This window comes from Streptomyces sp. NPDC048383, from assembly GCF_040651775.1.
GTDB lineage: Bacteria > Actinomycetota > Actinomycetes > Streptomycetales > Streptomycetaceae > Streptomyces.
Genome location: NZ_JBEZKS010000007.1, coordinates 81,948 through 107,451, shown reverse-complemented (window position 1 = coordinate 107,451; position 25,504 = coordinate 81,948). Strand labels below are relative to the sequence as shown.

General features: G+C 70.0%; 23 protein-coding genes. 13 read left to right on the top strand and 10 right to left on the bottom strand.

Annotated elements, in window-relative coordinates; genetic code table 11:
* Positions 1-262 precede the first annotated feature (262 nt).
* Positions 263-1,432, bottom strand: coding sequence for a magnesium and cobalt transport protein CorA (locus AB0D46_RS07775; protein ID WP_362876388.1), 1,170 nt, complete (start codon positions 1,430-1,432; stop codon positions 263-265).
* 365 nt (positions 1,433-1,797) lie between these two features.
* Here AB0D46_RS07775 and AB0D46_RS07770 point away from each other — a divergent pair, with 365 nt between their 5' ends.
* Together AB0D46_RS07770 and AB0D46_RS07765 are read left to right on the top strand one after the other, a co-directional pair.
* Positions 1,798-3,072: a winged helix DNA-binding domain-containing protein gene (locus AB0D46_RS07770; protein ID WP_362876387.1), complete on the top strand. Its 1,275-nt coding sequence runs from the start codon at positions 1,798-1,800 to the stop codon at positions 3,070-3,072.
* 45 nt (positions 3,073-3,117) lie between these two features.
* A complete protein-coding gene (locus AB0D46_RS07765) occupies positions 3,118-4,797 on the top strand; it encodes an AMP-binding protein (RefSeq protein ID WP_362876386.1) in 1,680 nt (559 codons plus the stop codon).
* Positions 4,798-4,842: 45 nt separating this feature from the next.
* Here the strand turns inward: AB0D46_RS07765 and AB0D46_RS07760 are convergent, their stop codons facing one another.
* Together AB0D46_RS07760 and AB0D46_RS07755 are read right to left on the bottom strand one after the other, a co-directional pair.
* Entirely contained in the window at positions 4,843-5,331 is a 489-nt protein-coding gene (locus tag AB0D46_RS07760; RefSeq protein WP_362876385.1) for a glutathione peroxidase, read from the bottom strand.
* Between the two features lie 116 nt (positions 5,332-5,447).
* Positions 5,448-6,242: a hypothetical protein gene (locus tag AB0D46_RS07755; RefSeq protein WP_362876384.1), complete on the bottom strand. Its 795-nt coding sequence runs from the start codon at positions 6,240-6,242 to the stop codon at positions 5,448-5,450.
* Positions 6,243-6,508: 266 nt separating this feature from the next.
* On the opposite strand from AB0D46_RS07755, the gene gcl reads away from it, so the two are divergent.
* Positions 6,509-8,296, top strand: coding sequence for a glyoxylate carboligase (gene gcl / locus AB0D46_RS07750; protein ID WP_362876383.1), 1,788 nt, complete (start codon positions 6,509-6,511; stop codon positions 8,294-8,296).
* 291 nt (positions 8,297-8,587) lie between these two features.
* Positions 8,588-8,893 carry a hypothetical protein gene (locus AB0D46_RS07745; protein ID WP_362876382.1) on the top strand — a complete coding sequence of 102 codons (306 nt, stop codon included), beginning with the start codon at positions 8,588-8,590 and terminating at the stop codon, positions 8,891-8,893.
* Positions 8,894-9,324: 431 nt separating this feature from the next.
* On the opposite strand, the gene AB0D46_RS07740 is transcribed toward AB0D46_RS07745, so the two are convergent.
* The 3 genes from AB0D46_RS07740 to AB0D46_RS07730 all read right to left on the bottom strand — a co-directional run bounded on the left by AB0D46_RS07740 (position 9,325) and on the right by AB0D46_RS07730 (position 12,814).
* The gene (locus AB0D46_RS07740) at positions 9,325-10,782 is read right to left on the bottom strand and encodes a catalase (RefSeq protein ID WP_362876446.1); all 1,458 of its coding nucleotides are present in this window, start codon (positions 10,780-10,782) and stop codon (positions 9,325-9,327) included.
* 232 nt (positions 10,783-11,014) lie between these two features.
* The gene (locus tag AB0D46_RS07735) at positions 11,015-11,905 is read right to left on the bottom strand and encodes a 2-hydroxy-3-oxopropionate reductase (RefSeq protein WP_362876381.1); all 891 of its coding nucleotides are present in this window, start codon (positions 11,903-11,905) and stop codon (positions 11,015-11,017) included.
* Positions 11,906-11,980: 75 nt separating this feature from the next.
* Entirely contained in the window at positions 11,981-12,814 is an 834-nt protein-coding gene (locus AB0D46_RS07730; RefSeq protein WP_362876380.1) for a TIM barrel protein, read from the bottom strand.
* A gap of 126 nt (positions 12,815-12,940) precedes the next feature.
* Here AB0D46_RS07730 and AB0D46_RS07725 point away from each other — a divergent pair, with 126 nt between their 5' ends.
* The 9 genes from AB0D46_RS07725 to AB0D46_RS07685 all read left to right on the top strand — a co-directional run bounded on the left by AB0D46_RS07725 (position 12,941) and on the right by AB0D46_RS07685 (position 21,083).
* Complete coding sequence (locus AB0D46_RS07725; protein ID WP_362876379.1) at positions 12,941-13,192, top strand: thiamine-binding protein; 252 nt, start codon at positions 12,941-12,943, stop codon at positions 13,190-13,192.
* Complete coding sequence (locus AB0D46_RS07720; protein WP_362876378.1) at positions 13,189-13,584, top strand: helix-turn-helix domain-containing protein; 396 nt, start codon at positions 13,189-13,191, stop codon at positions 13,582-13,584. The genes AB0D46_RS07725 and AB0D46_RS07720 overlap by 4 nt, the downstream gene beginning before the upstream one ends.
* A gap of 154 nt (positions 13,585-13,738) precedes the next feature.
* Complete coding sequence (gene uraD, locus AB0D46_RS07715; protein ID WP_362876377.1) at positions 13,739-14,245, top strand: 2-oxo-4-hydroxy-4-carboxy-5-ureidoimidazoline decarboxylase; 507 nt, start codon at positions 13,739-13,741, stop codon at positions 14,243-14,245.
* Between the two features lie 2 nt (positions 14,246-14,247).
* Positions 14,248-14,652 carry a hydroxyisourate hydrolase gene (uraH, locus tag AB0D46_RS07710; RefSeq protein ID WP_362876376.1) on the top strand — a complete coding sequence of 135 codons (405 nt, stop codon included), beginning with the start codon at positions 14,248-14,250 and terminating at the stop codon, positions 14,650-14,652.
* A gap of 1 nt (position 14,653) precedes the next feature.
* Positions 14,654-15,577 (top strand): factor-independent urate hydroxylase, encoded by a 924-nt coding sequence (gene pucL / locus AB0D46_RS07705; RefSeq protein ID WP_362876375.1) that lies wholly within the window; start codon positions 14,654-14,656, stop codon positions 15,575-15,577.
* Positions 15,578-15,769: 192 nt separating this feature from the next.
* Positions 15,770-17,173 carry an 8-oxoguanine deaminase gene (locus tag AB0D46_RS07700; protein WP_362876374.1) on the top strand — a complete coding sequence of 468 codons (1,404 nt, stop codon included), beginning with the start codon at positions 15,770-15,772 and terminating at the stop codon, positions 17,171-17,173.
* Positions 17,174-17,521: 348 nt separating this feature from the next.
* Positions 17,522-18,913: a nucleobase:cation symporter-2 family protein gene (locus AB0D46_RS07695; protein ID WP_362876373.1), complete on the top strand. Its 1,392-nt coding sequence runs from the start codon at positions 17,522-17,524 to the stop codon at positions 18,911-18,913.
* A 301-nt stretch (positions 18,914-19,214) separates the two neighbouring features.
* Positions 19,215-20,309 carry a saccharopine dehydrogenase gene (locus AB0D46_RS07690; RefSeq protein WP_362876372.1) on the top strand — a complete coding sequence of 365 codons (1,095 nt, stop codon included), beginning with the start codon at positions 19,215-19,217 and terminating at the stop codon, positions 20,307-20,309.
* Positions 20,310-20,594: 285 nt separating this feature from the next.
* Positions 20,595-21,083, top strand: coding sequence for a CAP domain-containing protein (locus AB0D46_RS07685; RefSeq protein WP_362876371.1), 489 nt, complete (start codon positions 20,595-20,597; stop codon positions 21,081-21,083).
* A 111-nt stretch (positions 21,084-21,194) separates the two neighbouring features.
* Here the strand turns inward: AB0D46_RS07685 and AB0D46_RS07680 are convergent, their stop codons facing one another.
* The 4 genes from AB0D46_RS07680 to AB0D46_RS07665 all read right to left on the bottom strand — a co-directional run bounded on the left by AB0D46_RS07680 (position 21,195) and on the right by AB0D46_RS07665 (position 25,453).
* On the bottom strand, positions 21,195-22,298 hold the full coding sequence (locus tag AB0D46_RS07680) for a GDSL-type esterase/lipase family protein (protein WP_362876445.1): 1,104 nt from the start codon (positions 22,296-22,298) through the stop codon (positions 21,195-21,197).
* A 422-nt stretch (positions 22,299-22,720) separates the two neighbouring features.
* The gene (aceB, locus tag AB0D46_RS07675) at positions 22,721-24,340 is read right to left on the bottom strand and encodes a malate synthase A (RefSeq protein WP_362876370.1); all 1,620 of its coding nucleotides are present in this window, start codon (positions 24,338-24,340) and stop codon (positions 22,721-22,723) included.
* Positions 24,341-24,602: 262 nt separating this feature from the next.
* Positions 24,603-25,292: a nucleotidyltransferase family protein gene (locus AB0D46_RS07670; protein WP_362876369.1), complete on the bottom strand. Its 690-nt coding sequence runs from the start codon at positions 25,290-25,292 to the stop codon at positions 24,603-24,605.
* Entirely contained in the window at positions 25,223-25,453 is a 231-nt protein-coding gene (locus AB0D46_RS07665) for a hypothetical protein (RefSeq protein ID WP_362876368.1), read from the bottom strand. Before AB0D46_RS07665 ends, AB0D46_RS07670 begins: the two co-directional genes overlap by 70 nt.
* Between the last annotated feature and the right edge of the window lie 51 nt (positions 25,454-25,504).

Sequence of the window (25,504 nt, the reverse complement as noted above, 5' to 3'; positions counted from 1 at the left end):
CATCCACCATGAGGCCCACACCACAAAAGGATCGACAAAGCGGCCCCAGACACTGACCGACGGATTACCGCACTTGCTGTGGCGGGCTGCGCTCGCATGGCAGTGCTCGCCGGCCGGGCGAGAGGTCCGGAGTGGCTGATCAGGGGTCGATGACACGCTCCCCCAGCGCCGCGCATTCTCCCCAGATTCTCCCCAGAGCCTGCGAATTGGCGTCCGAGCGCATTTGCTTCTGGGAAGTTGACGGCCTAGTCCACCTTGCCAGCTACAGCCAGTCGCGCTTCTTGAAGATGACGTACAGGCTGACGCAGACGACTGCCATCAGCAGGATTGCGAAGGGATAGCCGCCCGCCCACTTCAGCTCCGGCATGTCCTCGAAGTTCATGCCGTAGATGGTTCCAACGAGTGTGGGTGCAAACAAGATGGCTGCCCAGGAGGAGATCTTCTTGATCTCCTCGTTCTGTTCGAAGCCGGCTTCGGCCAGGGCGCGCATTTCGGCGTTTTGTTGTTGGGAGACCAGAGTGGCGTTGACCGTCAGGATGTCGGTGAGGGCCTGGCGGAAGCCGTCCACGCGTTCGCTGGTGTGGGTCACGTGGTCGGCGACGTCGCGGAGGTAGCGCTGGAGTTCCTCGTCCGTGCCGTACTTGGCGAAGCCGGCCATCAGGCCGTGGAGCATGCCGACCAGGGGGCGGGTGGCGCGTTGGAACTCGACCATTTCGCGGGAGAGTTCGTAGATGCGGCGCGAGACCTCGGGGTCGCCGCGGAAGACCTCGGTCTCGATCTCGTCGATGTCGGTCTGGACCCCCGTGACGACCGGCGCGTAGCCGTCGACCACCGCGTCGAGGATCGCGTACAGGGCGGCCTCCGGGCCGAGGGACAGGAGGGCGGGGTTCTCCTCCATGCGGCGGCGGACGGAGGAGAGGTCGGGGGCGCCGCCGTGGCGGACGGTGATCAGGAAGTCGGGGCCGACGAAGACGTGGAGTTCGCCGAACTCGACCTCCTCCGGGGCGTCCAGGTAGCGGGCCGCGCGCAGGACGACGAACAGGGTGTCGCCGTAGCGCTCCAGCTTGGGGCGCTGGTGGGCTTCGAGGGCGTCCTCGACGGCGAGTTCGTGGAGGTTGAACTCGCTCGCCAGGGAGTGCAGTTCGGTTTCCGTCGGTCGGTGGAGTCCGATCCAGGCCATGCCGTCCGGCTGGTCGCGGAGCTGCCGGAAGGTGTCGGCGAGGGTGGCGGGGGAGGCGACGCGGAGGCCTTCGCGGTAGACCGCGGAGTCGATCACGCTGCGGTGGTTCGGCGGGACCGGCGGGGCGGGCTCCGGGCCCGACGGGCCCGTCCCGGGTGCGCCCGGCGGGGGAGTGGTGTCGGGACGGGACGGGCGGAGCCGGCCCGGGCGCTTCGCGGGTGGGGAGGGGCGGCGGTCTGGTCGCTCCGGCATCGCAGGTCAGCTCCCGGTCGAACGTGCGTTTACGGGCCAAGGGCAGGATATAGGGAGAGATCCGGATGAAGAGGTCACCCGTGGACCCGGAGGCCTCACCGGCGCGGCCATCACCCGTGAAGGTCGTATCCGGAGACGCGGCCGCGGTGACGGGTTCGGGGGTTGCGGACAGAAGGTGTCCGCAAGCGGCGCCAGTGCTGTGGCCGGAAGGGTTTGCTGGGTCGCGGTGTTCAGTGCGGTGCATCGCAAGGCGGAGGGCCGCGGCTCGTACCGGACGTACTTCCGTGGTCCGACAACGCGGCGAGGTGCCGTGCCGGGCGCCGCGACCCGGTGGACCTTTCCGGTCACAGCGCTAGCGTGCGGTCATGGCCTCCAGGACGAAGACCCCCCACCAGAGTCCCCTGATCGGGACCCGTGCGCTGAACCGCGCGACCCTTGCCCGACAGCTGCTGCTGAGCCGGGCCGAGATGTCCGCGGGGGACGCCGTCGCGCACCTCGTCGGGCTCCAGGCGCAGAACGTCAAGCCCCCGTACTTCCAGCTCCACGCCCGCCTCGCCGGGTTCCGGCCCGCGGAGCTGGCCGGGCTCATGGAGTCGCGCGAGGTGGTCCGGATGGTGACGATGCGCTCCACCATCCACACCCACACCGCGCACGACGCCCTCACCCTGCGGCCCCTCGTCCAAGCCGCCCGGGACCGAGAGGTCGCCTACTTCCGCAAGGGGCTCACGGGCGTGGACCTGGACCGGCTCGCCGAGCGGGCCCGCGCCTTCGTCGAGGCGGAGCCCCACACCATGGCGGAGATCCGCGAGGAGCTCCTCGTCCACTGGCCCGCCGCCGATCCGCAGTCCCTGTCGGTCGCGGCGCGCTGTCTGCTGCCGCTGGTCCAGGTCACCCCCCGCGGTGTGTGGGGCCGCAGCGGGCAGGTCCGGCTCACCACCGTCGAGCGGTGGCTCGGGGCGGACGCCGGCGCCGCGCAGCCCGTCGACGACGTGGTGCTGCGCTACCTCGGTGCCTTCGGCCCCGCCTCCGTCAAGGACATGCAGACCTGGGCCGGCCTCACCCGATTGCGGGAGGCCTTCGAACGGCTGCGGCCGCGCCTGCTCACCTTCCGGGACGAGAGCGGCACCGAGCTGTTCGACCTGCCCGACGCGCCCCGCCCCGACGCCGACACGCCGGCCCCGCCGCGTTTCCTGCCCGAGTTCGACAACCTGCTGTTGTCCCACGCCGACCGCTCCCGCGTCGTCGCCCCCGAGAACAGGAACCGCACCTGGACGGGCAACCAGGCCCACCGCACCCTCCTCGTCGACGGTTTCCTCGCCGGGCTGTGGCGACTGGACGACGCCCCGACGAGCGGTCCCGCCGACCACAACGGCGCCGGCGTGAACCGCCCCGGAGTCGACGGCGCCGGCGCGAACCGCCCCGGAGTCGACGGCGCCGGCGCGAACCGCCCCGGAGTCGACGGCGCCCGCGCGAACCGCCCCGGCCCCGACGCCCCCGCGCCGCCCCCCGTCCTCACCGTCGAGCTGTTCGGTACGCCGTCCCGCGCACGCAAGGAGGAGATCGAGGCGGAAGGGCAGGTCCTGCTCGCCACGATGGCCGGCGGACCCGGCTCCGTGCGCTTCGGGTCAATCCACGGCTGACGCCGCCCTGGTGAACGGGACGTCCGGCGCGGCACGATGCCTGTCATGACGGAGAACAGTGCCACCGACAGCTTCCTCGCCGCACGGGACTTCCTGCTCAGCCACCGCGGGGACTACGACGCCGCCCACACCGGATTCACCTGGCCCCGCCCGGAGCGGTTCAACTGGGCCCTCGACTGGTTCGACCGCATCGCGGCCGGCAACGACGCCGACGCGCTGCGCATCGTGGAGGAGGACGGCACCGGCCGCGGCGTCTCCTTCGAGGATCTGTCCGGCCGCTCCGCGGCGGCGGCGAACTGGCTCCGCGCCCAGGGCGTCGAAGCCGGCGACCGGATCCTGGTCATGCTCGGCAACCAGGTCGAGCTGTGGGAGGTGATGCTCGCCGCGATGAAGCTCCGCGCCGTCGTCATCCCCGCGACCCCGCTGCTCGGCCCGCCCGATCTGCGCGACCGGGTGGAGCGCGGCGAGATCCGCCACGTCATCGCCCGTACCGAGGACACCCCCAAGTTCGACGAGGTGGCCGGTACCTACACCCGGATCGCCGCGGGAGAGGACGTCCCCGTCGGATGGCGGCGGCTGGCCGACATGAGCGGAGCCGACCGGGAGTTCCGCCCGGACGGCGAGACCCTCGCCACCGACCCGCTGATGCTGTACTTCACCTCGGGCACCACCGACCGCCCCAAGCTGGTCGAGCACACGCACGCCTCGTACCCGATCGGGCACCTGTCGACCATGTACTGGCTCGGGCTGCGTCCCGGCGACGTCCACCTCAACATCGCCTCGCCCGGTTGGGCCAAGCACGCCTGGTCCAACCTCTTCGCGCCCTGGAACGCGGGCGCCACCGTCTTCGTCCACAACTACGCCCGCTTCGACGCGGAGCGGCTGATGGCCGAGATGGACCGGGCCGGGGTCACCACCTTCTGCGCCCCGCCCACCGTGTGGCGGATGCTGATCCAGTCCGACCTCACCCGACTGCGCAAGCCCCCGCGCGAGGCCGTCGCGGCGGGCGAGCCGCTCAACCCGGAGGTGATCGAGCGGATCCGGGAAGCCTGGGGCGTGACCATCCGCGACGGCTTCGGCCAGACGGAGACCACCCTCCAGGTGGGCAACTTCCCCGGCGTCCCGGTCAAGCCCGGCTCCATGGGCCGGCCGGCGCCCGGCTACACGATCGTGCTCCTGGACCCCGTCACCGGTGAGCCGTCGCCCGACGAGGGCGAGCTCTGCGTGGACCTGCGCACCCGCCCCGCCGGGGTGATGACCGGCTACCGCGACGACCCGCGGCGCACCGCCGAGGCCATGGCCGACGGGCTCTACCGCACCGGGGACATCGCCGCGCGGGACGCGGACGGCTACCTGACCTACGTCGGTCGCGCCGACGACGTGTTCAAGGCCTCCGACTACAAGATCAGCCCGTTCGAGCTGGAGAGCGCCCTGCTGGAACACGAGGCGGTCGTCGAGGCGGCCGTCGTCCCGGCCCCGGACGCGCTGCGGCTCTCCGTCCCGAAGGCGTACATCACCCTCGCCGCGGGCTGGGAGCCGGACAAGGAGACCGCCCGGGTGCTCTTCGAGCACTCCCGGGCGGTCCTCTCCCCGTACAAGCGGATCCGCCGCATCGAGTTCGCCGAGCTGCCCAAGACGGTGTCCGGCAAGATCCGCCGGGTGGAACTGCGGGAACTCACCGCGGCCGGCTCCACGGGGGAGTACGACGAAGCCGACCTGCGCTGAGCGGACCTACGGGGCCCGCCGCTGGCCGGATCCGGACGGGACGGCCTAGGCCGGCAGCTGCGCCTCGATCGCGGCGATGACCTCGGGGGCCTCGGGCTCGGTGCGCGGGCGGAAGCGCGCCACGACCTCGCCGGCGGGGGAGATCAGGAACTTCTCGAAGTTCCACTGGATGTCCCCCGCCTCGCCGTCGGCGTCCGGGGTCCGCACCAGCTCCTGGTAGAGCGGGTGCCGGTGCTCGCCGTTGACCTCGGACTTCTCCAGCATCGGGAACGTCACGCCGAAGCCGGCGGCGCAGAAGGTCTGGATGTCCTCCGCGTTGCCGGGCTCCTGGCCGCCGAACTGGTTGCAGGGGACGCCGATGACGGTGAAGCCCTTCTCCTCGTACTTGAACTGCAGGCGGGCCAGCCCCGAGTACTGGGGGGTCAGCCCGCACTGCGAAGCGGTGTTCACCAGCAGGATGGCCTTGCCCTTGTGGGCCGCGAGGCTGGTCGGCTCGTCGGCAAGAGTGGTCAGCGGGATGTCGTACAGGCTCATCAGGCTCTCCTCGGCAGCAACAGGAACAACGGCAACAACGGCAACAACGGCAACAACGGCAACAGGAACAACAGCTACAGCTACAGCAACAGCAACAGCAACAGCAGCCTCCGAGCCTAGGCCCCCGTCGCGACGAGTGCGTCCGCCGGGTCGTTGACCGGCTGCGGCATGCCGGTGAGGTCCATGACGAACAGCGGTATGCCCAGGTCGTCCGCCCGGCAGCGAGCCTCGTCCGTATAGCCCGCGAGCGAGAAGTAGACGCTGGTCGCGGAGGCCGTCAGGCCGTTCAGCCACACGCACTCCACCGCCCGCAGCCCGGCCGGGGTGGTCGACGGGTCCACCTGCGCGACCACGCCGGGGGCCCGCAGGTCCACCGCCGCCGAGGGGATGGGCAGCCCGTCCGGCCGCCGGACGTCCTGGAAGCCGAGCCACCGCAGGTACAGCGCGGCCGTCGCCACGGCGTCCCGGGCCGTACGGATGGTCACCGGCCGGAACGCCGGCCGCGGCACCGGGGTCCTCCCGGCCGCCCCCGCCCCCGTACCCCCACCCGCGGGCGCGCCGGGCCGCCCGGAAGCCGGAGCCCCGCCGTCGCTCGTCCCCGGGTCCTGACGTGCGGACCCGTCCGGGCCCGCCGCCTGCTGCGGCTCGGGCGGATGGACCGCGAGCAGCACCACGGTGCCGCATCCCGCGCACCCCACCTCCGGGTGGGGCCACTCGCTGTCCCGCCCACAGGCCCCGCACCGTACCGTCACCCAGCTCTGCGACCAGGTGCGGTGCGTGAGCGGGACCGGTGGCGAGGTCAGGTCCAGCGTCGGCGTGACCGGGCTCCCGCAGGCGCAGGGGAAGACCGGGGAGGTGTAGCCGTTCTCGCGCATGCACTCCGGGCAGCGCACCGGTACCGCTTCCGCCATGTGAAAAGGACCCCCTCGTCGCTGTGCGTGGGTCCATGCTCCACCACCCGCGACCGACGGGGTGTGCCGGACCGCGGATTCCCGCCGGAACGTGCCGGCGTCTCGGTCATTTGTACAACTCACCGAAAGAGATGCGGCTTTTGGTGGGTTCCGGGGTGTCGCCCCGCCTTGACGTCCGGCAAGCCGCCGCTTAGCTTGTTCCGTATAGCAGAACATAACTTCCGGATTACGGAAAAGCCTGACCGTCGGACCCGCAGGAGAACTCGATGCCCCGTATGACAGCCGCCGCCGCTGCAGTGGAGATCCTCAAGCTTGAGGGCGTTTCGCAAGCCTTCGGCGTGCCCGGCGCAGCGATCAACCCGTTCTACCGCGAGCTCAAGAACGTGGGCGGCGTCAGCCACACGCTGGCCCGCCACGTCGAGGGCGCCTCGCACATGGCCGAGGGATACACGCGTGCCAAGGCGGGCAACATCGGTGTCTGCATCGGTACGTCCGGCCCCGCCGGCACCGACATGATCACCGGCCTGTACTCGGCGATCGCCGACTCCATCCCGATCCTGTGCATCACCGGTCAGGCTCCGGTCTCGAAGCTCCACAAGGAGGACTTCCAGGCCGTCGACATCGCCTCGATCGCCAAGCCCGTCACCAAGAAGGCCACGACCGTCCTGGAGGCCGCGCAGGTCCCGGGCGTGTTCCAGGAGGCCTTCCACCTGATGCGCTCCGGCCGTCCGGGCCCGGTCCTGATCGACCTCCCGATCGACGTCCAGCTGACCGAGATCGAGTTCGACCCGGAGACCTACGCGCCGCTGCCGGTCTACAAGCCGCAGGCCACCCGCGCCCAGGCCGCCAAGGCCCTGCAGTTCCTGCTGGAGTCGGAGCGCCCGCTGATCGTCGCCGGTGGCGGCATCATCAATGCCGACGCCTCCGACCTGCTGGTCGAGTTCGCCGAACTGGTCAACGTCCCGGTCATCTCCACCCTGATGGGCTGGGGCACCATTCCGGACGACCACGAACTGGCCGCCGGCATGGTCGGTGTGCAGACCGCGCACCGCTACGGCAACGCCACGTTCCTGGAGTCGGACTTCGTCTTCGGCATCGGCAACCGCTGGGCCAACCGTCACACCGGTTACAACCTGGACGCCTACACCAAGGGCCGCAAGTTCGTCCACGTCGACATCGAGCCCACGCAGCTCGGCAAGATCTTCGCCCCGGACTTCGGCATCGCCTCCGACGCCAAGGCCGCGCTGGAGCTCTTCGTGGAGATCGCCAAGGAGCTCAAGGCCGAGGGCAAGCTGCCGGACTTCTCCGCCTGGACCGCCTCGGCGCAGGACCGCAAGGCGACCCTGCAGCGCCGTACGCACTTCGACAACATCCCCCTGAAGCCGCAGCGCGTCTACGAGGAGATGAACAAGGCGTTCGGTCCCGAGACCCGCTACGTCACCACCATCGGGCTCTCGCAGATCGCGGCCGCGCAGTTCCTGCACGTCTACCGCCCGCGCAACTGGATCAACTGCGGCCAGGCCGGCCCGCTCGGCTGGACCATCCCGGCCGCGATCGGTGCCGCCACCGCCGAGCCGGAAACCCCGATCGTCGCGCTCTCGGGCGACTACGACTTCCAGTTCATGATCGAGGAGCTGGCGGTCGCCGCCCAGCACAAGGTCCCCTACGTCCACGTCCTCGTGAACAACGCCTACCTGGGTCTGATCCGTCAGGCGCAGGGCGGTCTGGGCATTAATTTCGAGGTCAACCTCGAATTCGAGAACATCAACACCCCCGAGCTGGGTGTCTACGGTGTCGACCACGTCAAGGTCGCCGAGGGCCTGGGCGTCAAGGCCATCCGCGTCACCGACCCGGACAAGCTGGGCGAGGCCTTCGAGGAGGCCAAGAAGCTGGCCCAGGAGTTCCAGGTCCCGGTCGTCGTCGAGGCCATCCTGGAGCGCATCACCAACATCGCGATGAGCAAGACGGTCGACATGAGCGACGTCACCGAGTTCGAAGAGCTCGCGACCGAGCCGGGCCACGCCCCGACCGCGATCAAGGCCCTCAAGGTCTGATCACCCCGCACCGCCCGACGGCCCCCGTCCCTCCACCAGGAGGGGCGGGGGCCGTCCGCGTTTCGGGGCCGATCGCCGGGAAGCGGGTCGCCGGTTGTCGGCCCTCGGGCGCCGATCGGTCGCCGAACATCGGCTGCCGGTGGGCGTCCGTTCGGGGGCCGGCCGCGCGTCCAGGACCGCGTACGGGGCCCGGACGGTCGCGGGGGCACACTGGCCGGGCCGCCCCGCCCCTCCGCCCCCGCCGGCGCCGCTGCCGCGGGGAGGCGGCCCCAGGGGGACGGGGAAGGGCAGGTGGCCGAGGCGTCGCAGGGTCCTACGGGTGGACGGCTCGGCGGTGACCCCGCCGAGCCCGGCCGCTATCGGCAGGAGCTGAAACGCACCCTCGGCTCGTTCCAGGTGTTCGCGATCCCGTTCGCGTTCTCCGGCGCCGGGGTCGTCGTGATGGGCGCCCGCTCGCGGCTCGTCCACGTGATGTCCCGCGACGCGCGCTTCCCCGCGTACCGGCCGATGTGCCGGGTCAACCCGCGCACGCGCACCCCACTCGGACGCTTCGAGCAGCCCGGCGACGACGAGCACGCACCCGGCGACCGCGCCTGACGAGACCCCGGCACCGGGCGGGCACGACATCCACCCCGCACACGACAAAGCGCCGAGTCACGGGACCGTCCGTGACTCGGCGCTCTGGTTGGTGACCGCCCGACGGTGCGAGGCTGGCGCGACAGGACGTTCGCACCGCCGGGCGGAGTGTCGGGGGGAGGTTGTCCTCCCTCGTAGGAGGGGGCTCTGTGCGTAGCCCCTCGTACGAGGAGGATGTGGCTGGGACCGTGGCGGGCGGGCGACGAGAACTCCGGCGTCGTCTCCCTCAGGTCAAGAGACGGGCCTCGGAACCCATTACCACCGCACTGGCTCGCACGCTCGCCACGGTCCTCGTCCTGCCCTCACCGCGTACCACCCCTCATCCGGGTCCACGGGTCGGGCCAGCACCCGGGGCCTGACCTCCCGTCAGGCCCCCGGTACAGCTTTCAGGCTCAGGCGTCGCGCAGGGCGCGGACGGCCTCCTCGACGCGCTTGCCGTAGTCGGCGTCGGCGGCGTGGAAGTGAGCCAGGTTCTTCTCGATGACGTCCTCCAGGGTGACCTGGGAGAGACCGCCGGCGATGTTCGCCACCAGACGCTCCTTCTCGGCCTCGGACATCAGCCGGAACAGCTCGCCGGCCTGGAAGAAGTTGTCATCCTTGGTGTGGGCCGGGGCCTCGTGGGTGCCCGTCCAGCCGGAAACGGCCTGCGGGGCGCCCAGGGCGAGACCGGTCTCGGCCGGACCCTGGTACGAGTTGGGCTCGTAGTTCTTGTCCTGGCGCGAGCCGTTGCGCAGCGCCATGACGCCGTCGCGGCCGTAGTTGTCGGCCTTCGCCGCCTTCGGGGCGTTGACCGGCAGCACGGTGTGGTTCACACCGAGGCGGTAGCGCTGGGCGTCGGCGTACGCGAAGAGACGGCCCTGGAGCATCTTGTCCGGCGAGGCGGTGATGCCCGGGACGAAGTTGTTCGGGGAGAACGCGGACTGCTCGACCTCGGCGAAGACGTTGTCCGGGTTGCGGTCGAGGACCAGACGGCCCACGCGCTGCAGCGGGTAGTCGCTGTGCGGCCACACCTTGGTGAGGTCGAACGGGTTGAAGCGGTAGTCCGCGGCCTCGGCGGCGGGCATGATCTGGACGTAGAGGGTCCAGCTCGGGTTCACGCCGCGCTCGATCGCCTGGAGCAGGTCGGTCTGGTGCGAGTTCGCGTCCTTGCCGACGAGCTCGGCGGCCTGGTCGCTGGAGAGGCTGCGGACGCCCTGGTTCGTCTTGAAGTGGTACTTGACGAAGAAGGCCTCGCCCTGGGCGTTGGTCCACTGGTAGGTGTGGGAGCCGTAGCCGTTCATGTGGCGGTAGGACGCGGGGATGCCGCGGTCACCCATCAGCCAGGTGATCTGGTGCGTCGCCTCGGGGGCGTGCGCCCAGAAGTCCCAGACGTTGTCCGGCTCCTGCTTGCCCGTGAAGGGGTCGCGCTTCTGGGAGTGGATGAAGTCGGGGAACTTGATCGGGTCCTTGATGAAGAACACCGGGGTGTTGTTGCCGACGAGGTCGTAGTTGCCCTCTTCGGTGTAGAACTTCAGCGCGAAACCGCGGGGGTCGCGGACCGCGTCCGCGCCACCGAGGGAGTCCGCCACGGTGGAGAACCGCAGGAAGGTCTCGGTCTTCTTGCCGACCGTGTTGAGGAACGCGGCGCTGGTGTACGCGGTGACGTCGTCCGTCACCTCGAAGTGGCCGTACGCGGCGGAACCGCGGGCGTGCACCACGCGCTCCGGGATGCGCTCACGGTTGAAGCGGGCAAGCTTTTCGAGCAGCTGCTGGTCCTGGACCAGGAGCGGGCCACCGACGCCGGCGGTGGCGGAGTTCTGATTGTCGGCGACCGGGGCGCCGGACTCGGTCGTCAGCGTGCGCTTCGACATGGTGACCTTCCGTACGGATAACTGCTGACGGAATACGTCTTCCGTCATGCGGAACAGCCTAAATTCGGCTGGAACGTGGCGTCAACAGTTTGTTGAACAAAGATTGAGGAGAGGAAATCCGGACGGTGCCGGCGCTTGGGCGCGACAGGACAGGTGTCAGCGCCGGCACCATCCGGACACTCGGGGCCCCCGTGAGGGGGGAGGGCGGCCCGACGAGCGGGCCGCAGCGGGATCAGACCTGGTCGCCGGAGAGGCGCTCGACCGCGCGCAGCAGCGCGGAGTGGTCCAGGCCGCCGTCACCCTGGGCGCGCAGCGAGGCGACCAGCTGGGCGACGACCGCGCCGACCGGAAGAGCCGCACCGACGTTGCGGGCGGCGTCGGTGACGATGCCCATGTCCTTGTGGTGCAGGTCGATCCGGAAACCGGGCTTGAAGTCGCGGTTCAGGAAGTTGTCCTTCTTGCGGGTCAGGACCGTCGAGCCGGCCAGACCACCGTTGAGGACGTCCAGGGCGGCCTGGAGGTTCACGCCGGACTTCTCGAGGAAGACGACGGCCTCGGCGCACGCCTGGATGTTCACCGCGACGATGAGCTGGTTGGCGGCCTTCACCGTCTGGCCGGAGCCGTGCGGGCCGCACAGGACGATGGTCTTGCCGAGGGTCTCCAGGACCGGCAGGGCCTCGTCGAAGTCGGCCTGCTCGCCACCCACCATGATCGACAGGACGGCCTCGATGGCACCGGCCTCGCCACCGGACACCGGGGCGTCGATGACGCGGATGCCCTTCTCGGCGGCGTTCTTCGCGAGGTCGATCGAGGTCTGGGGGGTGATCGACGACATGTCGACGATCAGCGCACCGGACTTCGCGTTCTCCAGGATGCCGTTCTCACCGTAGGAGATGGCCTCGACCTGCGGGGAGGCGGGCACCATCGTGATGATGACGTCGGCGTCCTTGACGGCCTCGGCGATCGAGCCGGCGGCGCTGCCGCCGGCGGCGGCCAGGCGGTCCAGCTTGTCCTGCTCCAGGGTGAAGCCGGTGACCGGGTAGCCGGCCTTCAGGAGGTTCTCGGCCATGGGGGAACCCATGATTCCGAGACCGATCCAGGCAATCTTGGGGAGGTTGCTCATGATGAGGGTCCTTCTCTTAATGCTTTGTACGAAAAGTGCGGGGGGTGCCTGGCTGATCGCCTGGACTTTGTCCGCCTAGCGGGCGGCGCGGGCCTCGGCGGGCAGCCACTCGAAGGACGCGGCGGCGTCGGCCGCCTTGTACTCCAGGCCGACCCAGCCCTCGTATCCAGCCTTCTTCAGCTGGTCCAGGAGCGCCTCGAGAGGCAGCTCGCCGGTGCCGGGGGCACCGCGTCCGGGCTTGTCCGCGATCTGGACGTGACCGGTCTTGGCGGCGTACTTTTCGATGACCTCGGAGAGGTCCTCATCGTTCATCGCCAGGTGGTACAGGTCGAGCAGGAACTTGGCGTTCCCGAGGCCGGTGGCCTCGTTGACCTTGTCCACGACCTCGATGCCGGCCGGTGCGCTCACCAGGGGGTAGAGCGGCGACTCGGGCTTGTTGAGGGTCTCGATCAGGAGGATCGCGCCGACGCGGTCGGCGGCCCGAGCGGCCACCACCAGGTTCTTCAGCGCGAGCTCGTCCTGGACGGCGGGGTCCACGCCTTCGACGCGGTTGCCGTACAGGGCGTTCAACGCCTTGCAACCCACCGAGGCGGCGAAGTCCGCCGCGACGTTGATGTTGGCGTTGAAGCGGTCCGACTCGTCACCGGGTACCGACACCGCACCGCGGTCCGGGCCCGGCAGTTGGCCGGCGTAGAAGTTCAGGCCCACCAGCTGGGTCCCGGCGTCCTCAAGAGCCTTCTTGAGGGCGTCGAGCTCAGCCTGTGCGGGGGTGGGGGTCTCGATCCAGGGCCACCACAGCTCGACCGCCGTGAAGCCCGCCGCGGCGGCAGCCGCGGGACGCTCCAGGAGCGGGAGTTCCGTGAAGAGGATGGACAGGTTCACATCGAAGCGCTGGTCCGTGTATCCCATGAGGGGTGTGCGCTCCTTCCGTATTGCGGAAGTTATTTTCTGCTTGATGGAAGACTGCATGGGATTCCGCGCCGATGTCAAGTGCGGACTGCCGAAAAATCGTGACTGCGCAGTAGGTTGACCTGCGTGCGATTGAGAGTGGAGTTCACGACCGAGCCCTTCGATCTCGAAGAGGCCCCCGCCCATGCCGTGGCCGCTCGCGAGGTCATCCAGAAGGCCCAGCTGGACGCGGTGGACGTCGGCCCGTTCGGCAACACCGCCGAGGGCGAGGCCGATCAGGTGCTGACCGCCGTGGCCGCGCTGCTGCGCGATTCCCTGGGGGCCGGCGCGACGCGCGTCTCGCTCCAGGTGAACGTGATCGGGGAGGAGACCTCGTGACCGAGCCCCGTGACCACCCCTTCGTCGCCGCGGTCAAGCCCCTGGTCGACGCGATGGGCGGCGAGCTGATGGATCCGGCGCTGGCGCAGCCGGACGACGTGGTGCTCAGCTGGGAGGGTCAGGAGCTGCTGGCGGTGCGCCTGCCCCAGCTGTCCGACTCGCTGGATCACATCCTGGCGGCCCTGGAGCGCCGGCACGGCGTACCGTTGGCGCAGCTGGACCGCAAGTCGAAGCAGGACGTGGTGCGCATACTGGAGGCGCGGGGTGCCTTCTCCGTCCGACACGGCGTGGAAACGGTCGCGGGAGCCCTGGGCGTAAGCCGTTTCACCGTCTACAACTACTTGAACAGGGATTCGGCCACCGCAAAAGGGGCCAAGAACAGCCAAGAGTGAGTGCCCTGTCACCTCCTGTGACGAGCCGCCGCCCAATTCATCCGGGCGGCGGCTTTTGTGTACGGGAAGTTTCAACAAAGTGTTGACGCCGTGTTGTCGAGGGCGTTAGCTATGCGCAGCCCGTCTAAGCAACAACAGGCCACGGAGGCCTACCGTGACTTCGAGTCCGACCCCGGGTCTGACCCGGTTCAACGCCTTGGATGACAGCGAGGCCACGGCCGAACTGCACGAGGTGTGCGCCAGCTCGGCATGGGGCGCCAAGCTCCTCGCCCAGCGCCCCTTCGCCACCGCCGAATCCCTGTTCGCCGCGAACGAATCCGCCATGGCGGAGCTCACCGCGGAGGACCTGGCCGAGGCGATGGGAGGCCACGCGCCGATCGGCCGGCCGAAGCCGGGGGACCCGACCTCCGCCCGCGAGCAGCGTGGCATGGCCGGTGCCTCGGAGGAGCTCAAGAGCGAGCTCCTCGAACTGAACCTGGCCTACCAGGAGAAGTTCGGCCACGTGTTCCTGATCTGTGCCACCGGGGCGACCGGTGCGTTCATGCGGGACGCGGTCAAGGTCCGGATCGACAACTCGCCGGAGCAGGAGCGGGAAACCGCCCGCGGCGAGCTCGTCAAGATCAACAAGATCCGCCTGACCCGACTCGTAGAAGGAGAGTGACCATGAGCACGGCAACCACCGCCTCGGTGTCCACTCACATCCTGGACACCAGCATCGGCAAGCCCGCCGAGGGCGTCGCCATCTCCCTGTCGGCCCGTACGGGTCTCGACGGCGAGTGGGCGGCCCTGGGCGGATCCGCCACCGATGCGGACGGGCGCTGCAAGGACCTGCCGGCGCTGCCGGAGGGCACCACCCACGTGCGTCTCGATTTCGAGACCGAGACGTACTTCTTTGATAAGCCCAGTTCCAAGAAGCAAGCCGAGGCGCAGCAGGACGCCCCCCGCGTAAGGGACAGCGGTGCGTTTTTCCCGGAAGTGACGATCACGTTCGCGGTCACTCCCGGCGAGCATTACCACGTACCGCTGCTGCTCAACCCGTTCGGCTACTCCGTTTACCGAGGGAGCTAGCATGGCCACGATTCTGGGCCAGAACCAGTACGGCAAAGCAGAGAACCGCGTCGTCAAGATCACGCGGGACGGCGACACCCACCACATCAAGGACCTGAACGTCTCGGTCGCCCTCTCCGGCGACATGGACGACGTCCACTACTCCGGCTCGAACGCCAACGTCCTGCCGACGGACACCACCAAGAACACGGTGTACGCGTTCGCCAAGGAGCACGGCATCGAGTCCGCCGAGCAGTTCGGCATCCACCTGGCGCGCTGGTTCGTCAACAGCCAGGAGCCGATCCAGAAGGCGCGCATCCGGATCGAGGAGTACTCCTGGTCCCGGATCGCCACCTCGGACGCCAACTCCAAGTTCATCGGCTCCGACGAGGTGAACCACTCCTTCGTCCGCAACGGCGGCGAGACCCGGGTCACCCAGATCACGTACGACGGCAAGAACTGGGAGGTCATCTCCGGCCTCAAGGACCTCGTCGTCATGAACTCCACGAACTCCGAGTTCTGGGGTTACGTGAAGGACAAGTACACGACGCTGAAGGAGGCCTACGACCGCATCCTGGCCACCCAGGTGTCGGCTCGCTGGCGCTTCGCCTGGTCGGACGACGACCAGCGGATGCCCAACTGGGAGAAGTCCTACGCCGAGACCCGCAAGCACATGCTGCAGGCCTTCGCGGAGACCTACTCCCTCTCGCTGCAGCAGACCCTGTACCAGATGGGTTCGCGCATCATCAACCACCGTTCGGAGATCGACGAGGTTCGCTTCTCGCTCCCGAACAAGCACCACTTCCTCGTCGACCTGGAGCCCTTCGGCCTCAAGAACGACAACGAGGTGTACTTCGCCGCCGACCGCCCGTACGGGCTGATCGAGGCGACGGTCCTCCGCGACGGCGTTGACGCCCGCATCCCCGTGGACATGACCAACCTCTAGGGCACGGCACGTGTGCCCCGGGGCTCCGCAGTGGCCCCGGGGTGCGCGACACCCCCACAACTTCCTGAATCGGCACCCGGACGCAACACACGGGGCGGCAGTACTGTCAGCTGCCAAGGCCCCCGGCTCCGGCACTCAAATCCCCTGGGTTTTGCCGTGCCCGCACCGCCACTGAAAGCACGAGGAAGTCCCATGGCAGCATCGGCAGCCCCTGACAGCGCCGTCGAGCGCATCGTCATCGAGAACTGTGCGATCGCGACGGTCGACGCGAACGACACCGAGTACGCCTCGGGCCACGTCGTCCTCGCCGGCAACAGGATCGAGTTCGTCGGCGCGGGCAACGCCCCCGCGAACCTCGAAAACGTAGTCCGCCGCATCGACGGCACCGGGCACCTCGTGACTCCTGGTCTGGTCAACACGCACCACCACTTCTACCAGTGGATCACGCGTGGTCTGGCCACCGACCACAACCTCTTCAACTGGCTCGTCGCGCTGTACCCGACGTGGGCGCGCATCGACGAGCAGATGACGTACACGGCCGCGCAGGGCTCCCTCGCCGCGATGGCCAAGGGCGGTGTGACCACCGCGATGGACCACCACTACGTCTTCCCCGCGAACTCCGGCGACCTGTCCGGTTCGATCATCCGCGCCGCGTCCGAGATGGGTGTCCGCTTCACCCTCGCCCGCGGCTCGATGGACCGCAGCGAGAAGGACGGCGGCCTGCCGCCGGACCACGCCGTCGAGACCCTCGAAGGCGCCCTGGCCGACACCGAGGCGACCGTCAAGCGCTACCACGACGCCTCCTTCGACGCGATGACCCAGGTCGCCGTCGCCCCCTGCTCACCCTTCTCGGTCTCCACCGAGCTGCTGAAGCAGGGCGCCGAGTTGGCCCGCCGGCTGGGTGTGCGCCTGCACACGCACGGCTCCGAGACCGTCGAGGAGGAGCAGTTCTGCAAGGAACTGTTCGGCATGGGCCCGACCGACTACTTCGAGTCGACCGGCTGGCTCGGCGAGGACGTGTGGATGGCGCACAGCGTCCACATGAACGACTCCGACATCGCCGCGTTCGCCCGCACCAAGACCGGCGTCGCGCACTGCCCGTCCTCCAACGCCCGTCTGGCCGCCGGCATCGCCCGCGTTCCGGACATGTTGGCCGCCGGTGTCCCGGTCGGCCTCGGCGTGGACGGCACCGCCTCCAACGAGTCCGGTGAGCTGCACACCGAGCTGCGCAACGCGCTGCTGATCAACCGCCTGAACCCGGTCCACCGCGAGCGGGCCCTCAACGCCCGCCAGGCCCTGCGCCTGGGCACCTACGGTGGCGCGCAGGTCCTCGGTCGCGCGGACAACATCGGTTCGCTGGAGGTCGGCAAGTGCGCCGACCTGGTCCTGTGGAACCTCAACACCCTCCTGCACTCCTCGATCGCCGACCCGGTCACCGCGCTGGTCTTCGGTGCGGCGGCCCCGGTGACGGCCTCGTTCGTCAACGGCAAGCAGATCGTCGAGAACAACCGACTGCTCTTCGCCGACGAGGACGCCATCGCGGTGTCCACGCGGGAAGAGGCCCAGCGCCTCGCGCGGATCTCCGCGCAGGCCTGATCCCCCGGAGTCCGGTCGAGGGGGACGGCCCTCGACCGGCGGCCGCGGACCCGAGCGGGGTCCGCAGCAGCCGTTCCCGGGAAGCGCCCGAGGAGAGATCCGAGGGCGCCCCCGGGGGCGGTGACTCGTGACACCCGCACCGCCGCACAGGTCTCGTGCCACTGCCACGGCACCTCCTGCCCCGGCGCGGGCCTGCGCGGAACCGATTTGGGCGAATCGTTTCCGCACCGCTTGGGACAACCATCGAAGCACCACCCACAACTGAAGACAGGCTCGACCAGCACGCTTTCGCACCACCTCCATGACACCCACGTCCCCGCCGACGTGTCTAACCGACCGGAGGAAGCCGTGGCCGCAACGCCCAGGTTTCGCAAAGATGCAGTCGTAGTACCGGAGGGGAAGCACCCGGTCGACGAGACCTTGCCTCCGCTGAAGATGTTCACCAGCGGCCTCCAGCACGTGGCCGCCATGTACGCGGGTGTCGTCGCCCCGCCCATGATCGTCGGACCCGCCGTCGGCCTCTCCGCCACCGAGACCGCCTTCCTGATGGGCGCCTCGCTCTTCACCGCAGGCCTGGCCACCCTCCTCCAGACCCTCGGGTTCTGGAAGATCGGCGCCAAACTCCCCTTCGTCAACGGCGTCTCCTTCGCCGGCGTGACCCCGATGATCGCCATCGGCAAGGGGGAGGGGGACAACGCCATCCCCATCATCTTCGGCGCGATCATCGTCGCCGGAATCGTCGGATTCCTCGCCGCCCCCTACTTCGGGAAGCTCGTACGCTTCTTCCCGCCCGTGGTCACCGGCACCGTCATCACCCTGATCGGCGTCTCGCTGCTCCCGGTGGCCTTCAACTGGTCGCAGGGCGGCAACAGCGCCGCCCCCGACTACGGTTCGACGCAGAACATAGGCATGGCCGCCCTCACCCTGGCGATCGTCCTGGTGATGCGGAAGTTCCTGCGGGGCTTCCTCCAGCAGATCTCCATCCTGCTGGGTCTGATCGCGGGCACCCTCGTCGCGATTCCGCTGAACATGACCAACTTCGACGCCGTCCGCAACGCGGACATCGTCGGCTTCCCGACCCCGTTCCACTTCGGCGCCCCGCAGTTCCAGGTGGCCGCCATCATCTCCATGTGCATCGTCATGCTCGTCTGCATGACCGAGTCCACCGCCGACATCCTGGCCCTCGGCAGGATCGTCGGCCGGCCGGCGGACGCGAAGACCATCGAGGGCGGCCTGCGCGCCGACACCCTCGGCAGCGCCATCAGCCCCCTGTTCAACGGCTTCATGTGCAGCGCCTTCGCGCAGAACATCGGGCTCGTCGCGATGACCAAGGTGCGCAGCCGGTTCGTCGTCGCCGCCGGCGGCGGCATCCTGATCCTGCTGGGCCTGTGTCCGATGGCCGCCTCCGTCATCGGAGTCGTCCCGCTGCCCGTCCTCGGCGGCGCCGGCATCGTCCTCTTCGGCTCGGTCGCGGCCAGCGGCATCCAGACCCTGGCCGGCGCGGCCATGGAGAAGGGGGAGAACGCCCTCATCGTGGCCGCCTCCATCGGCATCGGCCTGATCCCGATCGCCGCCCCCGGCTTCTACCACGCCTTCCCGAAGGACCTCCTCGTCGTCCTCGACTCCGGCATCAGCACCGGCTGCGTGGTCGCGATCCTGCTCAACCTGGCCTTCAACCACCTCGGAGCCAGGAAGGGCGCGGCCGCCGAACCGGCCCCGGAACCGGCCCTCGCGCACTGACGCCCGGTCACCGACCGGCGTGCGGCGGTGCGTACGTCACCCACTGCGGGTGTGGCGTACGCACCGCCGCACGCCTTTTCGCGCGTCCGCACGCCCCCGGCGCCCGGGGCCGGCCGCGGCGGCCCCGGGGCCCGTGAGGTCGGGAGGTGCTCGCGGTGCCCCCGGGCCCGGAGTTCCGGGCCCGATCCCGCGTGCGCCGTATACGGCGCGGAAAGACATCGCATGAGCACGCGGCACCCCGCACCGGGCCCGCGAGCCGCCCGCTCGTCCCCACCCCTCTGAGCAGACAGGTGGCACAGCGATGGCAGATCTTCCGCAGCTCTGGATGCGCGACGAGACCCGGACCACCGAACGGCGCGCGCCGCTGACCCCCGAGGACGCCGGACGGCTCGTCCGGCAGGGCGTACGGATCACCGTGGAGGACTCAGCGCACCGGGTCTTCCCCCTCGACGACTACCTCGCCGCCGGTTGCCGCGCGGCCCCGTCCGGAGCTTGGGCCGAGGCCGCGCCGGGGGCCGCGTACGTCCTCGGGTTGAAGGAACTCCCTCCCACGCCCGAGCTCCTGCACCACCGGCACGTCTACTTCGGGCACGCCTACAAGGGGCAGGCCCAGGCGCCCGAGCTGCTCAGGCGCTTCGCGGCGGGCGGCGGAACCCTGTTCGACCTGGAGTACCTCGCCGACGCCCAGGGCCGCAGGCTGGCCGCCTTCGGCTACTGGGCGGGTTACGCGGGCGCCGCCCTGGCCGCGCTGCACGCCCGCGGCCGGCTCACGGCGCCCCTCGTGCCGCTGCCCCGCGCGGAACTCGACGCCCGCCTGCGGGCCACCCCGCCCGACGGGTTGCGCGCCCTGGTGATCGGCGCCGGCGGACGCAGCGGACGCGGCGCCTGCGACGCCCTCACCACGGCCGGGGTCGCCGTCACCCGCTGGGGCCGCACCGCGACCGCCCGCCTGGACCGGGCCGCGCTGCTGGAGCACGACATCCTGGTCAACGCGGTGCTCACGACCCGGGCCGTGCCGCCGTTCCTGACGCCCGCCGATCTGGAGAGCGGCGCCCCCAGGCTCTCGGTCATCGCCGACATCACCTGTGACACCGGGTCCGAGCTGCACCTGCTGCCCGTCTACGACCGGCTCACGGACTGGACGGTCCCGGTGCGGCGCCTGCGGGGCGGGGACCGGCCGCTGGACGTGATCGCCATCGACAACCTGCCGTCCCTGCTCCCGGCCGAGGCCGCCCACGCCTTCTCCGCGGACCTGCTGCCCAAACTCGCCGACCTGCACCCCACCACGGCCGATCCCGACTGGCTCCGCTGCCGCGCCGCCTTCACCACGGCCCTGGCCGGCCTGCCGGGCCAACCGGGTTCGGCGCGGGGCAGGTTCGAGGGGGCCGCGACGTAGGGCCGGTCGCGGTGCACGACCGCCGCACGTCGAACGGTGCCCGCGCCGGCCCGGCGGCGACGACGTGCGCACCGGGCCGGCGCCGGGCGCACCGTCCACGCGCCGAACACGCTCACGCTGGGTGACGTAGAAACTGTCTTCGGGCCACAATGTGCACTCTGACCTGCCGTTTTGCCGTGGCAGGATGCGGGCCGGCGGAGCCCGGCGGAGAATCATCGGTGATGGGGGTCGAGCGGCGACGCGACCGCGTGCGCCGCTCCTTGTCGGAAGAAGGAAGGTATCCCCATGGCTTCCGGATCCATACGGCGCAGGTGCACCATCGCGTGCGCGTCCTCGCTCCTCCTGTTCGCAGGAGCCGTAGGCACCGCCTCGGCGGCCGTAGCGGCGCCGCCCACGAACACCTGGGCCGCCGCCCCGTCCGTGGCAGACCCGAACAAGATCCTCGACTTGGTGAACCAGGCCCGTACGGCCGCCGGTTGCCCGGCTCTGACGGTCGACCCGGCGGTCACCGCCGCGGCCCAGGAATACGCGAACGACACGACCACCAGCCATACGGGCTCGGACGGTTCCAGCGTTCAGGACCGGCTGAAGAAGGCCGGAGCGACGTACACCGCCTCCGCGGAGAACATCGCCTGGGGCAGCGCGGACGAGCAGAAGCACGTGGACGGCTGGCTCAACAGCGCCGTCCACTCGGGCAACATCAAGAACTGCGACTACACGAAGACCGGCGTCGGAGTGTCGGGCGACAGGATCGTCCAGGTCTTCACCAACTGACGACACGACACCTCGCGCATCGGGCGCGGAGAGGGGCCGACCGCAACGTCCGGGACGGGCTGCCACGCGTGGTCGTGGCGGCCCGCCCCGTCGTCGTGCCCACCGTCCGGACTACGGCGCGGGCGTCAGGTACATCCCCGTGTGGTCGCCCCCGGCGGTGTTCCTGCAGCTGACGCCGGAGCCCGCGGGCTGGGCGACGGCCAGGGCCAGGCAGCGTCCGGCGGCCAGCTGCCCGAAGTGGTTCGGGTGCATGGACTCCTGGATCAGCCCCTGCGACTCGCTGTTGTCGATCCAGCGCGCCCATTCGCTCGTCCGCGCGGAGGCCGGCGCCGCGGAGCTGACCTGCTTGCTGGCCTTCGCGCACACCTCGCGCCCCTGCATCATGTCCCGCAGGTCCAGGAACTGCGCGCCCTTGGCGGCGGCCACGGCCTTGAGCCGGCCCGCGATCTGCGGCACGAGGGAGTCCCGCGCCCAGTCCGAGTCCCGGTTCCAGAAGGGACAGCCGCCGGTGTTCAGGCGGCTCCAGTCGCTCTGGGTGTAGCGGTTCTCGGCGCCGCGCGGGATCGGCGACGGGTACGACTGGAGCACGACCCGGTACGAGGAGTCCGCGTACCCGGCGCTGCGCATCACGGCGCGGATCTCGTCGACGGACTTGCCGACGTTCGCCATGACCCCGTCGATCTTCCGGTCGACGCCCGCCTGTTGGTCGTCGTAGCAGTACGAGTTCCACAGGACGAAGTCGAGCGCGCAGTTCTTGATGATGTCGGCGAAGCCCAGGTCGTTGCCGCCGATGGACAGGGCGATGACCTTCACGTCGCGGCTCGCGGCCACCGCCGCGAGCTGGTCGGCCTGTGGGACCTCGCCCTTGAAGGCGACGCCGCCGTTCGCGGCCCGGAACACGTTCGCCGAAACGGCGCCGGAGCAGGCCAGGTTGACGGCCGTCTCGGCGATGGGGCCGGCGCTGAACACCTCGGCCGAGTCCGAACGGTGGCAGCCGCCGGCGGTGGCTCCGTACACCATGCCCGGGTCGTAGGAACTGCCGCCGACCCACGCCCGGTCGGTGCCGTTCCTGCTGCCGCTGTTGGTCAGGCCGTTGCCCTTCCAGCGTCCGGCCTCGCCGGAGATGTAGCTGTCGCCCATGGACACCACGGCGGTGGGTCCGTTGCCCGGTCCGGGGCGCGGTCCGGCCGTGGAGGTGCCGGCGCCGACGGTCATCAGCGCCCCGGCGGCGGCCGAGAGGGCCACCGCCGCCCTGGCGGCCCGTCGCACCCGGCCGTGTTCCCTGCTCCTGCTGGCGTTGCGGAATCCGATCACTGCGGAACTCCTGCGGTAGGCCACGCCGAAGACAGGAAGAACTCCGGTGTGTGGCGGGGAGAGTGGGGGATACCGCCGGCCGGTGGCAATCGGAAAGGTGACACGCCGGCGGTTGTTACCGCTAGGTAGCCGCAGATTACGATGGGGTAACGACCGATCGGTCGTTCGGGACATGTGAATTCCGCTTGCTCGGCCGAACGGGTGGGCGGGGAGGCGGGGTTCGGTCCGGACGCGGAAACGGCTCCGCCCCCCGTCACCTCGGGGGCGACGGGGGCGGAGCCGGTGATTCGACCGCTGTGCGTGACAGTCGAAGCGGGGGTGGGTCAGCCGATGAGCTGGTCGTACGCCGGCAGCGTGAGGAAGTCCGCGTAGTCGGCGTCCAGCGAGACCTGGAGCAGCAGGTCGTGGGCCTGCTGCCACTTGCCGGCCGCGAAGGCCTCCTCGCCGACCTCGGCGCGGATGGCGGCCAGTTCCTCGGCGGCGATCTCACGGGTCAGCTCGGCCGTGGCCGTCTTGCCGTTCTCGAAGACCACTCCGGCGTTGATCCACTGCCAGATCTGCGAGCGGGAGATCTCGGCGGTGGCCGCGTCCTCCATGAGGCCGAAGATGCCGACGGCGCCGAGGCCGCGCAGCCACGCCTCGATGTAGCGGGTACCGACCTGGACCGCGTTGCGCAGGCCCTCGTAGGTCGGCTTCGCGTCCAGGGAGTCGATCGCGATCAGTTCGCCGGGGGCGACCGAGACGTCCTCGCGGAGGCGGTCCTTCTGGTTCGGCTTGTCACCGAGGACGGCGTCGAAGGAGGCCATCGCGATCGGGACCAGGTCGGGGTGGGCGACCCAGGAGCCGTCGAAACCGTCGCCGGCCTCGCGGTCCTTGTCGGCCTTGACCTTCTCGAAGGCCACCTTGTTCACCTCGGCGTCCTTGCGGGACGGGATGAAGGCCGCCATGCCGCCGATCGCGTGCGCGCCGCGCTTGTGGCAGGTGCGGACCAGCAGTTCGGTGTACGCCCGCATGAAGGGGGCGGTCATCGTCACCGCGTTGCGGTCCGGCAGGACGAACTTCTGGCCACCGTCGCGGAAGTTCTTCACGATGGAGAACAGGTAGTCCCAGCGACCCGCGTTGAGGCCGGCCGCGTGGTCCTTGAGCTCGAAGAGGATCTCTTCCATCTCGTAGGCCGCGGTGATCGTCTCGATGAGGACGGTCGCGCGGACCGTGCCCTGCGGGATGCCGACGTAGTCCTGGGCGAAGACGAAGACGTCGTTCCAGAGGCGCGCCTCCAGGTGGGACTCGGTCTTCGGCAGGTAGAAGTACGGGCCCTTGCCGAGGTCGATCAGGCGCTGGGCGTTGTGGAAGAAGTACAGGCCGAAGTCGACGAGCGAACCGGAGGCCGGGCCGCCCTCGAAGCGCAGGTGGCGCTCCTCCAGGTGCCAGCCGCGCGGCCGCATGACGACGGTGGCGAGCTGGTCGGCGGGCTTCAGCGCGTACGCCTTGCCGGTGCGCGGGTCGGTGAAGTCGATGCGGCGCTCGTAGGCGTCGATCAGGTTGAGCTGGCCGAGGACGACGTTCTCCCAGGTGGGAGCCGAGGCGTCTTCGAAGTCGGCGAGCCAGACCTTGGCGCCCGAGTTCAGGGCGTTGATGGTCATCTTGCGGTCCGTCGGACCGGTGATCTCCACGCGGCGGTCGTTCAGCGCGGCCGGGGCCGGTGCGACCTTCCAGTCTCCCTCGCGGACCTGTGCGGTGTCCGGGAGGAAGTCGAGGGTGGAGGTCCGGGCGATCTCGGCGCGCCGCTCGCCGCGTCGGGCGAGGAGCTCGGCACGGCGGGGGGCGAACCGCCGGTGGAGCTCGGCCACGAAGGCGAGGGCCGCTTCGGTGAGGACTTCGTCCTGCCGGGGCAGGGGCTCGGCGTCGACGATGGCCAGCGGGGACGGCGCTGGTGCGGACATATCTGTCACTCCTTCAGCGGCGGTGCCTGGCGGCCGCGGGGGAATGCTCGCGCGAGACGGCACGCAGTGCCGTCGGGTGTGGAGAGTTCCGGGATACGGTCGCGGGCGCCGTCTGGGGGTTCAGGGCGCTTCTGACCAGTGGATAGTAATTTCCTCATGGTGGAAGTTCAATGGTTTGTTGATGTCGAGATTCTCCGAGTCGACAGATTTCGCGCCCCGGTGGCCCTCGGTGCCATCGCGGTCACCCCCCGCACAGGCTGCCCTACGGCCCGGTCGGGGCCAGTCGTGCCAGGTCGGGCGGCGTGTCGATGTCATAGTCCTCCGCGATGTCCCCGCACTCCACCAGCACGACCTCCTTCGCATGTTCCCTCAGATGGACGCGCGCACCCCGGTCACCCGTGGCGGTCCTCACGATGTCCGCCCAGCGGTCCGCCCCGAACAGCACCGGATGCCCGCGCTCGCCGTCGTACGCCGCCGCCGCCAGGCTCGTGGTCGAGCGGAACGCCCCCCGGACCCGGGCCACCGCCGCCGCCCCGATGCCGGGCTGGTCCACGAGGGAGACCAGGGCCGCGCCCGCCCCCGTACCGGCCAGGGAATCGAGGCCGACCCGCAAGGAGGAACCCATGCCCTCCTCCCAGTCCGGGTTGTCCACCACGACGCAGCCCGCCAGGTCGGCGCGCTCGCGGACCTCGGCGGCCGAGGCCCCGAGCACCACGTGGATCGGGGCGCAGCCGGCCTCGCGCAGCACGCGCACCGCGTTCTCGACGAGCGGGCGGTCCCGGTAGGGCAGGAGCGCCTTGGGTCGTCCGCCGAGCCGGCGTCCGCCGCCCGCCGCCAGGAGCAGGCCCGCCACCGGCGGCGCCCCCTCGGTCGGCGCGGCGGCTACCGCGGCAGCGGACGGCTCGGTGCGGTGCCCGGTGGGACGGTCGGTGAGGTGTTCGGCTGCTGACATGACACCGATTCTCGCGCCTTCCCCGCACGGTACGAGCGCCCCGCCAAAGCGCGGCGTACGGCCGCGAGCGCGGCGCCGATCCGCAGCGGCTCGGAGATCCGGTTCTCGGCGGCGGCCGCCAGGGCCCGCTCGTCACGGTCGGTGAGCGTGGAGGTGTACATGACGGATGCTCCTTGCCAATCGGGGTCCAATGAAGCGAGTCTGGACCCGGA